At 65.8% G+C, this 12903-nt stretch carries 15 protein-coding genes and 1 tRNA gene; 12 read left to right on the top strand and 4 right to left on the bottom strand.

The window, feature by feature from the left end; all coding sequences use genetic code 11:
• The 3 genes from GRX66_RS03810 to GRX66_RS03800 all read left to right on the top strand — a co-directional run.
• Window positions 1-500: DUF7351 domain-containing protein (locus tag GRX66_RS03810; protein ID WP_449271461.1), on the top strand; the 500-nt coding region annotated here is incomplete at its 5' end.
• Window positions 501-555: 55 nt separating this feature from the next.
• Complete coding sequence (locus tag GRX66_RS03805; protein WP_159525340.1) at window positions 556-1647, top strand: aminopeptidase; 1092 nt, start codon at window positions 556-558, stop codon at window positions 1645-1647.
• Between the two features lie 187 nt (window positions 1648-1834).
• Window positions 1835-2929: an aminopeptidase gene (locus GRX66_RS03800; protein ID WP_159525339.1), complete on the top strand. Its 1095-nt coding sequence runs from the start codon at window positions 1835-1837 to the stop codon at window positions 2927-2929.
• Window positions 2930-3087: 158 nt separating this feature from the next.
• Here GRX66_RS03800 and GRX66_RS03795 read toward each other — a convergent pair whose 3' ends face one another.
• A complete protein-coding gene (locus tag GRX66_RS03795; protein ID WP_159525338.1) occupies window positions 3088-3735 on the bottom strand; it encodes a DUF7095 family protein in 648 nt (215 codons plus the stop codon).
• A 145-nt stretch (window positions 3736-3880) separates the two neighbouring features.
• On the opposite strand from GRX66_RS03795, the gene GRX66_RS03790 reads away from it, so the two are divergent.
• Window positions 3881-5254, top strand: a complete 1374-nt coding sequence (locus GRX66_RS03790) for an HD domain-containing protein (RefSeq protein ID WP_159525337.1) — start codon at window positions 3881-3883, stop codon at window positions 5252-5254.
• A 309-nt stretch (window positions 5255-5563) separates the two neighbouring features.
• Entirely contained in the window at window positions 5564-6526 is a 963-nt protein-coding gene (gene ncsA, locus GRX66_RS03785; RefSeq protein WP_159525336.1) for a tRNA 2-thiolation protein NcsA, read from the top strand.
• Window positions 6527-6607: 81 nt separating this feature from the next.
• Here ncsA and ftsZ read toward each other — a convergent pair whose 3' ends face one another.
• The 3 genes from ftsZ to GRX66_RS03770 form a co-directional block, all read right to left on the bottom strand.
• Window positions 6608-7795, bottom strand: coding sequence for a cell division protein FtsZ (gene ftsZ, locus GRX66_RS03780; protein ID WP_159525335.1), 1188 nt, complete (start codon window positions 7793-7795; stop codon window positions 6608-6610).
• Window positions 7796-7798: 3 nt separating this feature from the next.
• Window positions 7799-7966: a ribbon-helix-helix domain-containing protein gene (locus GRX66_RS03775; protein WP_049938312.1), complete on the bottom strand. Its 168-nt coding sequence runs from the start codon at window positions 7964-7966 to the stop codon at window positions 7799-7801.
• A gap of 178 nt (window positions 7967-8144) precedes the next feature.
• Entirely contained in the window at window positions 8145-8783 is a 639-nt protein-coding gene (locus tag GRX66_RS03770) for a double zinc ribbon domain-containing protein (protein WP_159525334.1), read from the bottom strand.
• 119 nt (window positions 8784-8902) lie between these two features.
• Between GRX66_RS03770 and GRX66_RS03765 the strand changes: the two genes are divergently transcribed.
• From GRX66_RS03765 to GRX66_RS03735, 7 genes are all read left to right on the top strand, one after another.
• Window positions 8903-8976 (top strand) — tRNA-Tyr (locus GRX66_RS03765).
• 178 nt (window positions 8977-9154) lie between these two features.
• Window positions 9155-9358 (top strand): hypothetical protein, encoded by a 204-nt coding sequence (locus GRX66_RS03760; protein ID WP_159525333.1) that lies wholly within the window; start codon window positions 9155-9157, stop codon window positions 9356-9358.
• A 267-nt stretch (window positions 9359-9625) separates the two neighbouring features.
• A complete protein-coding gene (locus GRX66_RS03755; protein WP_159525332.1) occupies window positions 9626-10099 on the top strand; it encodes a hypothetical protein in 474 nt (157 codons plus the stop codon).
• Window positions 10096-10266: a hypothetical protein gene (locus GRX66_RS03750; RefSeq protein ID WP_159525331.1), complete on the top strand. Its 171-nt coding sequence runs from the start codon at window positions 10096-10098 to the stop codon at window positions 10264-10266. Before GRX66_RS03755 ends, GRX66_RS03750 begins: the two co-directional genes overlap by 4 nt.
• Window positions 10263-10535: a hypothetical protein gene (locus tag GRX66_RS03745; protein WP_159525330.1), complete on the top strand. Its 273-nt coding sequence runs from the start codon at window positions 10263-10265 to the stop codon at window positions 10533-10535. Before GRX66_RS03750 ends, GRX66_RS03745 begins: the two co-directional genes overlap by 4 nt.
• Before the next feature lie 172 nt (window positions 10536-10707).
• Window positions 10708-11958, top strand: a complete 1251-nt coding sequence (locus GRX66_RS03740; RefSeq protein ID WP_159525329.1) for a hypothetical protein — start codon at window positions 10708-10710, stop codon at window positions 11956-11958.
• 449 nt (window positions 11959-12407) lie between these two features.
• Entirely contained in the window at window positions 12408-12827 is a 420-nt protein-coding gene (locus GRX66_RS03735; protein ID WP_159525328.1) for a hypothetical protein, read from the top strand.
• The last annotated feature ends 76 nt before the right edge of the window (window positions 12828-12903 follow it).

The following is a 12903-nucleotide window of genomic DNA, read 5'->3' as shown; positions in this document are numbered from 1 at the left end:
GCCACGTGCGCGTGGAGTGCCGGGGCGGCCACCACCTGCTCAGCGCGCCCGCGGCGCCGATGCTCGTCCGCGACCGCGACCTCGAAACCGTCGTCTCCGTCACCGTCCAGGACGCCTACGACGTCATCTCGCTGGCCAAACAGGGCGTCTGCCGGTCGTGTTACGGGAAGATGGACGCCGGGATCGAGGAGGCCGACGTCGACGACCGGACGGTGTTCGACTTCCGCGCGACCTGCCAGCGGTGCGGCGAACACTACAGCGCGCCCGCCTCGGTGACGCTGCTGGACCACCCCGCGCTGGTCGCGTTCTTCTGGGAGCACGGCCGCGACCCGACGAGCGAGTACCCCTGGTTACACGGGTTTCTGTCGCCGGAGAACCCCCCGACGGTGCGCTCGGAGTCGCCCCTCCGGTTGCAGGTGACGGTCGAACTCGACGGCGACGAGTTCAGCGCGGTCGTCGACGGGGACGCGGCCGTCGTCGAGACTGACGTATCGCTTTGATTACAGAACGCGGGTTCTGGAAACGCCTTTCTTCCGGCGTCGCTACCACGGCAGCATGGACCCCCGCATCGAGGCGCACGCCGAACTGCTCGTCGACCACTGCACGGACGTCCAGCCGGGCGACCACGTCGTCGTGAACGCACCCGCCGAGGCGCCGGACCTCGAGACCGCCCTCTACGAGAAAATCGGCGAACGCGGCGCGATTCCGATCGGCCTCAGCATGCCCGCGCGTGCGATGCGAGCGTACGCCGAGGCCGTCGACGTCGACGACATCCAGATGGCCGAGCACGCGCTCGCGCTGGTCGAGGAAACGGACGTCCTCATCGGCGTCCGGGCGTCCTCGAACGTCTCGGAGATGAGCGGCCTCGACCCCGAGGACATGCAGGCGTTCGCGAAAGTCCAGAAACCCATCCAGGACGCCCAGATGGAGTGCCGGTGGGTGGGGACGCAGTACCCGGCGGCCGGAAACGCGCAGAAAGCGGAGATGGGCACCGACGAGTACGCGGACTTCGTGTACGACGCCATCGACAAGGACTGGGACGCCCAGCGGGAGTTCCAGGCGCAACTGGTCGACATTCTCGAGGACGCCGACGAGGTTCACATCGTCTCCGGCGACGAGACTGACGTGACGATGAGCGTCGCGGGCAACGTCCCCGTCAACGACGACGCGGACAACAACATGCCGGGCGGCGAGGTGTTCACCGCGCCGGTCCCGGACAGCGTCGAGGGGACGGTCAAATTCGACAAGCCGGTGATGGGGCTCGGCCGTGAGATCCAGGGCGCGTCCCTCGAATTCGAGGACGGCGAGGTCGTCCACCACGACGCCGACCAGAACGCGGACGTGCTCGCTGGCATCATCGGCACGGACGAGGGCGCGAAGCGCGTCGGCGAGCTCGGCATCGGGATGAACCGGGACATCGACCGGTTCACGTACAACATGCTGTTCGACGAGAAGATGGGCGACACCGTCCACCTCGCGCTCGGTCGCGCGTACGAGCGGTGCATCGGCGAGGGCAACGAACAGAACGAGTCCGCGACCCACAAGGACATGATCGTGGACATGAGCGAGGACTCGTACATCGAGGTGGACGGCGAGGTCGTCCAGCGCGACGGGACGTTCGTGTTTGAGGACGGCTTCGAGGAGTAGCGCGGGCCGTACGGAGTGCGGGCCCGCGGGAAGACCGACCGGCGAACGAAGAGCCGTGAGGGCGGAATCGCGGCGATCTGACAGAGGTGCGCGAGCGGTCGTCGGCCAGCTCACCGGGAACGTATCACGACGATAACAGAACAGCTCTTCTGAGAGGCTTTATTCGGGTGCGGGGACGAGGTCAGCTATGGACGAGCGAGTCCGCAGGCACGCGGAGATTCTGGTCGAAGACTGCGCACAGATTCAACAGGGCGACATGGTACAGGTGTCGGCGTCGAAGCAAGCAGACGACCTCGTCGTAGCGCTCTACGAGAAGCTCGGCGAAGTCGGTGCACGGCCGTCCCTGAACTGGAGTTTCGGCCGCGCGGCCCGGGCGTACGCCCTCCAGATGGACGAAGACGACTACGTGACGAAGGACCACGCCCTCGCGGCGATGGAGGAGACGGACGCCGTCATCATGGTCGGCGGCGGGTCGAACGCGTACGAGACCAGCGACGTCCCGCCGGAGAAGAGCCAGGCGGGGAGTCGCGCACACGGTCCGGTCCTCGAGGAGCGCCTCGAGAAGCGCTGGGTCATCACCCAGCACCCGACGCCCGCCGCGGCCCAGAAAGCCGAGATGAGCACGGAGGGGTACGCGCAGTTCGTCTACGACGCCATCAACAAGGACTGGGACGAACAGGAGGCGTTCCAGGCGCAGATGGTGGAGATTCTGGACCCCGCCGAGGAGGTCCGCATCGTCTCCGGGGACACGACGGACGTCAAAATGAGCGTCGCCGGCATGGACGCCGCCAACGACTGCGGCGACAAGAACATGCCCGCGGGCGAGGTGTTCACGTGTCCGGTCCCCGACTCCGTGAACGGCGAAGTGCTGTTCGACAAGCCGCTCATCTGGCAGGGCAACGAGATCACTGGCGCGTCCCTGGAATTCGAGGACGGCGAGGTCGTGGACTTCGCCGCCGAGCAGAACGAACCCACGCTGGAAGGCGTGCTGAACACCGACGAGGGCTCGCGCCGCCTCGGCGAGCTCGGCATCGGGATGAACCGGGACATCGACCGGTTCACGTACAACATGCTGTTCGACGAGAAGATGGGCGACACCGTCCACATGGCCGTCGGCGGCGCCATCGAGGAGTGCGTGCCCGAAGGACAGCCGTTCAACGAGTCCGCCACCCACGTCGACATGATCGTGGACATGAGCGAGGACTCGTTCATCGAGGTGGACGGCGAAGTCGTCCAGCGCGACGGGACGTTTATCTTCGAAGACGGGTTCGAGGACGCCTGACTGCGCGTCAGTGAGTACCGACAGTTCGTAGGGCTACCAGGCGACGTCGGCGTCCGACCGGGACTGTCGCGCTCCCGCAACCCCCGGCCGGCCAGTCGTCAGGCCACGGCCGGGTTGCTCCGGGCATCGTACTTCAAACGACGCCGATAGAACGGGCGTCACACCACGTCGCCGCGGACAGTCGCGCCCTCGGCGCGCTCGCGACGCGCTGCCACCGCCTCCGCCGCCGTCTCGGCCTCGTCTTCGCTGGCGCCCAGCATCTCGAGGGCGCCCGAGAGCGTCGGGAACACGAGTTCGCCCTCGCGTAGCTTCCGGAAGGCGTCGTCGCTGCGCTGACCCTCCACCCACAGGCAGACGCCTCGCGGGTCCAGCACCTGCTCGTAGTCCTGCGTGGCTCGCGCGCCCTCCAGTCGCTGCGTGACGTTGTCCTCGAAGCCCGCGTTGCAGACCTCCAGGTGGATCGGTTCGTCGTCCTCCAGGAGGTGTGCGGCGAGACACTGCTCGGGCGCGACGTGGCCGTTATCGTTCGCACGCAGGTACTCGGGGTGGGTGTCGGCCCACGACGCGCGCACCGTCTTCCCGACGCCCTTGACGCCGTACTCGCGTTCGAACTCCGCCGCGCGGTCGGCGTCGTCGCCGCGCAGGAGGATGTCCTTCGTGACGTAGACGTCCAGGCGCTCGACCGGGTCGAGGCCCAGCGCGACGTCGCCGTACACCCAGACCTCACGCACCGGCACGGGCATCTCCTCGCCGGCGACGGCGTCCACGAGTGCTTCCACGCGCTCCACTGCGGCGTCCCGGTCCATCGGGCGTTCGTAGCCCGTGCACGCCGAAAACCGTTCCGCACGCGACCCGGTCGCACGCGCGCCGCGAAACCGAAAGACCGACCCACACCTGTCTCGTAGGTGGTGCAATCTCGGCGCGGTCCACGCGGACCCGCCACGACCACCCATGCCGCCAACGCAACTCAAAGACCCAGTCCACGGCTACGTCGAACTCGACCAGGCGCTGGTCGACAACGTCCTCGACGTGCGGGCGTTCCAGCGACTCCGCCACGTCCGACAGCTCTCCGCCACATACCTCGTCTATCCGGGCGCCAACCACACGCGCTTCGAGCACTCGCTGGGTGTCTACCACCTCGCGCGCACCGTCTTCGAGAACCTCCGCGAGCAGTCGTACTTCTACCGGGACGCCACGTCCGCGGAACTCGACGACATCCAGCGCACCCTCGAGTGCGCGGCACTCCTCCACGACGTCGGCCACCCGCCGTTCAGCCACCTCGGCGAGCGCTTCATCGACACCGACGACCTCCGCGAGCGCCTCGCAGACCGTGGCCTCCAGGCCGCCTTCGACGACGCGGGCGTCGACGCCGACCCGGTTCGCGCCGCGAACGCGCACGAACTCCTCGGCTGTCTCATCGTTCTCGAGAAGTTCGACGACGGCCTCCGGGAACTCGACGTCGACCCCTTCGACGTCTGCGCGCACATCCTCGGGTACAGCCTCGAGTACGAGCGCGGCGGCCGCTGGCAGCACGGCGTCGCCGCCCAGATTCTGCACTCGCCCATCGACGTCGACCGCCTCGACTACATCACGCGGGACAACCAGATGACCGGCGCGGACGTCCTCAGTTTCGACACGGAACGCATGATCGGGTCCTACACCGCCCACCCCGACGAGGGCCTCGCACTATCGGACAAAGCCCTGTCCACCATCGGGAACTACCTCGAGGGCCGCATCGCGGTGTACATGTGGGTCACCCAGCACCACAAGTCCGTGTACGCGAACGTCCTCCTCGGCGAGCTGCTGGACGAACTCGCCGCCCTCGCGGACGAACCGCCGGTCACCGCCGACCTCGTCATCGAGGAGGAAGTCGACGACAACACGCTCATGGAACGGCTGCGCGTGGCCGCCCGCGACAACCCGGACACGACGCTCGCGGAACTCTACGACCGGTTCCGGTCGCGTCGGTTCCCCGAAACGTGCTGGAAGCACCGCATCGCGTACGCCGACCGCGTCGACGCGGACCTCGACGCGTTCAGCGACTGGCTCGTCGGGAACGACGACCGCCTCGAGGCCGCGCTCGCCGACGAACTCGACGTCCCCGACCACGAGATCTGGATCGAGCAGTCCTACGTCCCCGAGTACGAGCCACAGGACCTCGAAGACATCCCCATCGCGTACGGCGGCACCACGCGGTCAGTCGGCGACTGGGGGCTGTACGGCGACCGCGCGTTCGACAGCCCGATTCCGTTCGTCTACGTTCCCTACGGCGTCGAGAAGCGAGCGACCGCCACGCTCACCGACTGGTTCCACGCCGAACAGTAGGCCCAGCACCGTTCGGTCGGTCTGCTTTGCTTCGACTGACGGTCCGCGCTGCTGGCGGCGGCGCGGCGACGTCGATCCGACGAGACACCGAACGACATCCGCGAGGCCCACGACGCCGCTGAGCGTGCCGCCACCTCCGAATTCGGCGGCTGACGGCACGCACTCCGCTGTTTTCTCGACGAATCTGTGCGCATGATTCCAGTCTGGCTCGGTATTTACTATCGCAACATGTAGTTTACGAGTAGCCGTCGGAGGGCCCTGCTGGTCGAGACGAAACGGTGAAACGCCGCGGTTCACAACGTGTCACCAATGGATTGCACCAAGTGCGACCGCGACGCGGTGATGCACGCGGCGTACTCCGGCGCGCACCTCTGCGAGGGCCACCTCTTCGAGAGCGTCGAGCGCCGGGTTCGTCGGCGCGTCCGCGAGGACGGCATGCTGCCCGACGACGCCACGCCCGACGACCCCGACACCTGGGTCGTCGGGCTGTCCGGCGGGAAGGACAGCGTCGTCCTCACCGACATCCTCCACGAGACGTTCGCCGACGACCCCCGCGTGGAGCTGGTCGCGCTCACCATCCACGAGGGCATCGAGGGCTACCGCGACGAGAGCCTCGCCGCCTGCGAGGAACTCACCGACGAACGAGACATCCGCCACGAAGTCGTCACGTACGCCGACGAATTCGACGTCGAAATGGACGACGTCGCGGAGGACGACCCGCTTGACATGGCGCCGTGCGCGTACTGCGGCGTGTTCCGCCGGGACCTCCTCGCGCGCTACGCCGAGCAGTACGACGCGGACAAACTGTTCACGGGACACAACCTCGACGACGAAGCCGAGACGGCGCTCATGAACATCTTCGAGGGCAACGTCGAGCAGGTCGCCAAGCACTTCGACGCCAGCCTCGGGCCCTTCGACGAACGCACCGCGAAAGACGACATGATCCCGCGCGCGAAACCGCTCCGGGACGTCCCCGAGAAGGAAGTCGCGCTGTACGCGCAGCTGCGGGACCTGCCGGTCCACATGGAGGAGTGCCCGCACTCCAGCGAGGCGTTCCGCGGGGAGATCCAGGATGTACTCCTGGCACTCGAGGAGAACCACCCCGGGACACGTCACTCCATCATGGCCGGCTACGAGGAGCTCGCGAGCCTCGCCGCCGACGAGTACGGCGACGAAGACCGGGCGGTCGGCGAGTGCGAGGCGTGTGGCGCGCCGACCACGCGGGAGAAGTGCCGGAAGTGCGCGCTCGTCGACGCCGTAAACGCGGTGTAGGAAGTGGCCTGAGTGAATTCGCGGATCGAATTATCCTCAGAGAATCAGCGTACGAACCGCCGGCGGAAAGAACGGTCGGCGTTACCGGATAACGTCGAGGCCGTTGTTCTTCTCGACCTCTTCCGTGCCGCCGTCGGAGTGCGCACCGAAGCCATGGGACGGCTCAGTGCCTTCCTCGGTCGCTCGCTGCTTGGAGTCGACTTCCTGGAGTTCCTGCCGGGACTTGTCCGCCTGCTTCTGCGTTGACGGCCCCAGCACCTGCGCTGACTGCACGCCGGTCATGATGGCCATCACGCGGACCTTGCCCTTGTAGTTCTCCTGGATGCGCGCGCCCCAGATTACGTTCGCGCTCGCGTCGAGGCGTTCGGTGATGTTGTCCGCGATGCCCTCGGCCTCTTTGAGTGTGAGGTCGGGGCCGCCCGTGATGTGGACGAGGCCGCCGCTGGCGCCGCGGTAGTCGACGTCCAGCAGCGGGTGGTTCATCGCGTCCTTGACCACTTCGTTGGTCTTGTTCTTGTCCTGGGTTTCGCCGACGAGCATCACCGCGACCCCACCCTGGTTCATGATGGCGGTCATGTCGGCGTAGTCCAGGTTGATGAGACTCGGCTGCGTGATCGTCTCGCTGATGCCCTTGACGGTCTCCGCGATGATCTGGTCCATCACGGAGAACGCTTTCCCGATCGGGAGGTTGGGCACGTAGTCCAGCAGCCGGTTGTTGTCGAGGACGATGATGGAGTCCGCTTCGGTGCGGAGTTTCTCCAGACCTTCCTCGGCTTTGACGGTGCGGGCGCGTTCGACGTTGAACGGCGTCGACACCATGCCGACGACGATGGCGCCCTGTTCTTTGGCGATCTTGGACACGACGGGTGCGGCGCCGGTGCCGGTGCCGCCGCCCATGCCGGCGGTCACGAACACGAGGTCCGCGTCGCCGAGCACTTCCTTGATAGTACCCTGCGCCATCTCGGTGGCGCGCTCGCCCATCGACGGATCGCCGCCGGCGCCGAGACCGTTGGTCAGGGACTTCCCGACCAGGATCTTGGTGTCGGCTTCGACCATCTTCAGGTGCTGTTTGTCGGTGTTGATGGCGACTGTGTCCGCGCCTTCGACGCCGATGTTGTACAGCCGGTTGACGGTGTTGTTCCCGGCGCCGCCCGCGCCGACGATGACGATGCGTGGGTCCCCGAACTCGTCGCCCTCCGACGAGCTGGCGTCCATCTCTCGTTTTTCTTCTTCAGCGTTGTCGAGGGCGTCCTGGACGATATCTTGCATCGGTTACACCTTCGCCCAGCTGTTCGGACTGGCTTGGTCGGTCTGTTCGTCAATCATTTCGCGAACGGCGGACCGAATCGCTTCGCTGCGGTTCGGGAACTTGCCCCGTTCGACCATCTGTTCGACCTCGTCGATCTGTTGTTCCGGAATGCGGAGTGTCACACGCTCCATTGTTTTTGAATCCCCGTTTAGGCAAGACGGCCCACGTTCCCCGCGGTCCTGTCTTACACACTCGCTCGAACGGCGGCGTACCGCCGCAGTCTTGCGATTTTGTGTAAGACAACCGTCTTACGTACAACTACCCACAGCGTGACACCGTATATAATTAACGGCCATGTAAACGACTGTCTTACCTGTCGAGCGCGTCCGCCGATGCGGTCCGCCGGCCGCAGTGCGGGCAGAACGCCCAGTCCGAGCGAACCTCGTCGCCGCACTCGCAGAAGAGCCGCCGCGTCGCCTTCTCGCCGCAGTTCGGGCAGTACACGTGGTCGGGAGCCACCGTCTCCCCGCACTTCGTACACGACGCTCCTGACTGCTCTCCGTGGCGTTTACGTCCGTTCCGGGCGTCGCGTCCGTATCCGCGACCGGCGCCGTGTACAGCTTCCCGGACTGGGTCCTGGGGAGGATTCCGCTCGGCTCCCTGGCTAGCGCCATCACGTCCATCTGGGCTCTGATGGCCACCTTCCTCGGCGGGTCTGCGCTCGCGTTCCGGCTGTCCGGCGGCCGCACGGACTCCCTCTCCTGCCTCCAGCGTGATGCGGACGTTTACGTCGCCGTCGGACGCCTGCTGACCGCCCAGCTGGCGCTCGACGAGGTCGTCCACGCGTTGCGTGACAGTCTCGTTGATGGATGACGCAACCGCGTCGACTTTGCCCTCCTCGTGGAGGTACGCGCGCAGCGCGTCGCGCATCACTTCGCTCTTCGACGCCTCGAGGTCGTCGACGGCCGCAACGAGGTCGTCGTCCGCGCGGAAGGTGATCTTCGACATACCGGTTCAGGTTCCTAAAGGGCATGCAGGGTTATCAAGCCACGCCCCTCGTCTGACGTCCGTCACCTGGCCCGAATGGCAACCCTTAAATCCAAACCACGGCGTACGAACAATTGCGTCCGCCCTTAGCTCAGACTGGTAGAGCAGCCGACTGTAGATCGGCTTGCCCCCCGTTCAAATCGGGGAGGGCGGATCTCGATTTCCGTCGATTCCGAGCATTCACCAGAGCCCCGTATACATCGGGTTTCAGGCTCTCTTGTCGCCGATTCCTCTTTTCCAAAATCGGCGCTGAAATCTGAGCTGAACTCGTCCCGAGCCGGGGGGTCGCGCCGTCTGGCGAATCGCGTAGTCGAAAGTCGGAGGTGGTGTGCGTGAGCCTTCGCGTCGTCACTTACCAGCGGAGTCAGCGCCGCATCCACCTCGAAACCTGTCCTGCGTGTGGGTACGACTTCGACCGCGACGAGTTCCGGCACAACCACATCGCCAGCCACGACCCCGAGGACTTCGGTCTGCAGCCGCTCGGCGAGACGGTCAGGGTCGCGGACAGTCCGGCCGCGGGTGGTCGCCGTGAGTGAGTCCGTCGTCGACGTGCCGGATGTCTCGGAACACGCTCGCACGCAGTTCATCAAGCGGACGGAGGACCCGTCGCTCACCGTCGAAACCGCGTGGAGCCAGGGCTACGAAATCCCCGGGCGCGGATGGCTTCGAGGCGAGCGCGCCCGCTACGACCCCTGTTCTCGGTGCGTGTTCCCTGTCCGGGACGGCAAGATTCGAACCGCGATTTACGCGCCCACGGCAAAAGACCGAATTCGGCGCGCCGTCCGGAGCGCGGGGTGGTGCCCATGAGTCGCGCACGGACGCCGAAGGAAGCCGGGGAGGCCATCGAGGCCGAAGTCATTCAGAGGGTGCCGGCGCTGCAGTACGTCGGCGACGCGACTGCGGAGTGGCACGACGCGCGCGTTGATGGGCTGCTCGAACCGAGCGAGCGGCTGCCGTTTGTGGGCGTCGTCGTGCTCGAACGCGGGACGCCGGTCGAAATCAAGGCCGCCCAGCGCCGTCTCAACTCCGGCGACCGCGGGCGGTATTTCTTCCGGAAACGCCAGCACGAGCGGTTAGTCCGCGAAAGTGCGTTCTACCTGTTCGCGGTTTACCAGCCCCGCACCGAGCACGTCCTGGCGATGCTCGTCGTGCCAGCGACAATCATCGACGGGGTGCTCCCTGACGGGTGGACGTCGGTCACTGGTGACCGCGCGGAAGAGGGCTACCGTCAGCTGGCATGGAGCAATCTCTTCGACCCCACGGAGGTGGAGGGATGACTGCCACCGAGTTCGTGAAGTGCGTGCTCTGCGGCGGCGAGATTCGAGACGACCACGACGCTGCGGTGTTGTCGTCCGGCGACCTCGCACATGCTGGCTGTCAGAGTGAGCCACAGGCGGCCGGCACCTCGCAGGGTCGAATCGGCGATTGGGGGGTTGAGAAATGACCGCGGTCGGCGACTACTACGCTGGCTGTGAGGAAGCCGCGAGCGGCGGCGTGCGGGTGGCGAAAGCCATCATCTGGTACGACCAAGAGACGCCGCTGTTCGTCTGTGAGGCGTGCCACGAGCACGCTCGTAGCGTCCGGTTCGCGGGCGACGCCTTCGACGCCGACGCCTACGAGACTCGGCGCGCGAGCGCGTACCGGCGGCTCTATGAGGACTCCCCGGACTGCGACGTTTGCAGCGGTCGCCTCCCGGAGAAGGTGGAGCTATGACCGGACCGCATCCGGTGCTTCGCCGTGGCTACTGGATGCAGTTGTGGGCCGCGTTGTACGCGCTGACGCGAGTCTACCTGAACCCCGGTCTCACCAGCTTGGTGCTGGTACTCGTGGGGGTCCTGGTGACGTTCATCGTCGACACCGCTCCTGCTGAGTGGAGGGTGTGGTGATGAGCGCAGGCGACTCACGTCGCGCGCCGTTTCGCACTGAGAAGTCGGGCATCGCCTACGGTAGCGACGACGGCAGCCGACAGGCCAACCCCTCGAACGCAATCGACGTGTTCGAGCAGACAAACGGCGACGGCGACCGTTTTACTGACACGCTCCCGGCGTTGCCCATTCCCGGTCACGGGACGCGCGACCCGGAGTGTGGCGACGACGTGCCGCGGTTCTGTGCGGACTGCGGCCACGTCTCCCACGTCGGCAGTACGTGCTACTCCTGGGAATGCCCGCGATGCTGGAAGGGCGCCGACCGCCGCCGCGCGAAGGCGGTCGTCTCAAAATTGGACGCCTTGCGGCGTGCTAAGGAGTCGAAGCGGCCGGGGTGGAACGGCTGGAAGTTCCACCACCTCGTGTTGTCACCGCCGGACGGGTTCGCGGTAGACTCCGACGACCCACTGAAGCGCACTCTCGAACTCGTCAAGGAGGTGCTGGGAGAGCTGGGCGTGGACACAGGCGCGTGGTTCTATCACCCGTGGCGCGGCGAGGACGGCGACGACCGCGGTTTCTGGAAACACCTGCTACCGGACGGCGATTCACAGGATTGGACCGAGACACGAGAGGAGCTGTCCTATTCGCCGCACTTCCACGTCGTCGCGCTCTCGAAGAACGTCGACGGCGGTCACGTCACTCGTGCCGTCGAGGATGCAACCGGCTGGCTCATCGAGCGTATCACCAAAGGTGACGATTCGAACGTCTCGATATACAACGAGTTTGACCTGGCTCGCGTCGTCACCTACTGCCTCTCTCACACTGGCGTCCGAGACGGCAGCAACCAGTACGGCTACTGGGGCGAAGTACACAACTTCGTGCCGGAGCCACACATCGAACGTGAGGCCGACGCTTGGGTACGCTCGGTGAGTGTGAACACGCTCGGTCTCGCCTACGATTCGGTGGCGTGTACACTGGAACGCGACAAACTCGTGACCGAGACCGTCGAAGTGCCCGCGGAGAAGGTGAACCTCGGCGCGGCCCACGGTGACGGCGCCGCGCCGCCTGGAGACGAGACGGTGGAGATCGAGGAAGAGCACGAGGTGCGGGAGAACTGCGACGGCCGGCTCTTGGACATCAAGAACGCGCCGGCGTTCCTGACTGACGACGACTGGATGGCCGACGCGGAGCACGCGGACGACCTCGAAGCAACGTGGGCGGAGTGGCGCGAACGGATCGACGAAGAACCCGACGAGCGACCACCGGACTAACACCGCGCGGGCGTCGGGGTCGTTTGGCGGATAGTGGCAACACTCTTCTTTTCAACCAGAATGATAAGTTTGCGTATGGTTGTAAGGTGTATTCTAAGCTGGGGTGCGCAACCGAGGAAATAATCCGGGTGTCTCGGGTGCTGTAACGCTGTCCCAAGCGCGCTGAATTACAGGGTTCTCGCATGGAACTATCTCACCACCACCACCGCCCCCTTCTCCGCCGCTGCCGGCGTGTGCTCGCCTCTTCAGCTGCCGCTGCGTTGCGGTCGCGGTGCGGTAGGGGGCGTAGCCCCCGTATTTTTCGCGCGAGCGACAGCGAGCGCGAATCTTATACTTACCCTGCCCTCCGCGCGGCCCCTGGGGGCGCCCGCAGGCCGGCGCCGGGCGACCAATTTCGGCGTGCATCTTCAATTGGTTAAAGGCCCGGAGTCGGTCCGTACACGCGCTGTATGGCAACTTCAAACTCCGACCTGTTTAGTCTCCACACGAAGGGGGGCTTCGACTTGCAGGACCTGATCGTGGCACCGGCGTTCAGTCTCGCGGCCGTCGTTCTGACGGGGATCGGGACGTTCTCGATGTTCGGTTTCTCGCTCTCCGAGACGTTGCTGTCGGGGAGTGGGATGAGCGTGAGCATCGCGTTCGTCATCGCGCTCGTCGCGCTGGCGGCGAGCTGGACGACGAACCGCGCGGGTGACGGCTGGGACGACCTCGACGAGATCGAGAGCATCGCGGTCGCCGCTGGCGTAATCGTGTTGTTCGGGATGGCGTTCATTCCGGCCATCCAGGACCTGGTGTTGGGGAGTCAGGCCATCGGTACGGTCGCGTTCCTCGGCCTGTCGGCCGCCTACACGGTGACTGCGTGGTACTGAGGTACTCAGGAATGAACGAACTCAACAAGCGAGACGCCGCCGTATGGGCGATGGGCGCTTCGGCCGCGGTCGCCGG

Source organism: Halobacterium bonnevillei (genome assembly GCF_009831555.1).
GTDB lineage: Archaea > Halobacteriota > Halobacteria > Halobacteriales > Halobacteriaceae > Halobacterium > Halobacterium bonnevillei.
The sequence above is the reverse complement of the archived record's forward strand: the minus strand, read 5'-3'. Positions and strand labels throughout refer to the sequence as shown.

Excerpts from the sequence above, each read along its gene's own strand:
- GRX66_RS03735 (WP_159525328.1), top strand. The coding sequence starts at position 12,408 with ATGGCAACTTCAAACTCCGACCTGTTTAGTCTCCACACGAAGGGGGGC.
- GRX66_RS03755 (WP_159525332.1), top strand. The coding sequence starts at position 9,626 with ATGAGTCGCGCACGGACGCCGAAGGAAGCCGGGGAGGCCATCGAGGCC.
- ftsZ (WP_159525335.1), bottom strand. The coding sequence starts at position 7,795 with ATGCAAGATATCGTCCAGGACGCCCTCGACAACGCTGAAGAAGAAAAA.
- GRX66_RS03800 (WP_159525339.1), top strand. The coding sequence starts at position 1,835 with ATGGACGAGCGAGTCCGCAGGCACGCGGAGATTCTGGTCGAAGACTGC.
- GRX66_RS03775 (WP_049938312.1), bottom strand. The coding sequence starts at position 7,966 with ATGGAGCGTGTGACACTCCGCATTCCGGAACAACAGATCGACGAGGTC.
- GRX66_RS03790 (WP_159525337.1), top strand. The coding sequence starts at position 3,881 with ATGCCGCCAACGCAACTCAAAGACCCAGTCCACGGCTACGTCGAACTC.
- GRX66_RS03740 (WP_159525329.1), top strand. The coding sequence starts at position 10,708 with ATGAGCGCAGGCGACTCACGTCGCGCGCCGTTTCGCACTGAGAAGTCG.
- GRX66_RS03770 (WP_159525334.1), bottom strand. The coding sequence starts at position 8,783 with ATGTCGAAGATCACCTTCCGCGCGGACGACGACCTCGTTGCGGCCGTC.
- GRX66_RS03795 (WP_159525338.1), bottom strand. The coding sequence starts at position 3,735 with ATGGACCGGGACGCCGCAGTGGAGCGCGTGGAAGCACTCGTGGACGCC.
- GRX66_RS03750 (WP_159525331.1), top strand. The coding sequence starts at position 10,096 with ATGACTGCCACCGAGTTCGTGAAGTGCGTGCTCTGCGGCGGCGAGATT.
- ncsA (WP_159525336.1), top strand. The coding sequence starts at position 5,564 with ATGGATTGCACCAAGTGCGACCGCGACGCGGTGATGCACGCGGCGTAC.
- GRX66_RS03745 (WP_159525330.1), top strand. The coding sequence starts at position 10,263 with ATGACCGCGGTCGGCGACTACTACGCTGGCTGTGAGGAAGCCGCGAGC.
- GRX66_RS03805 (WP_159525340.1), top strand. The coding sequence starts at position 556 with ATGGACCCCCGCATCGAGGCGCACGCCGAACTGCTCGTCGACCACTGC.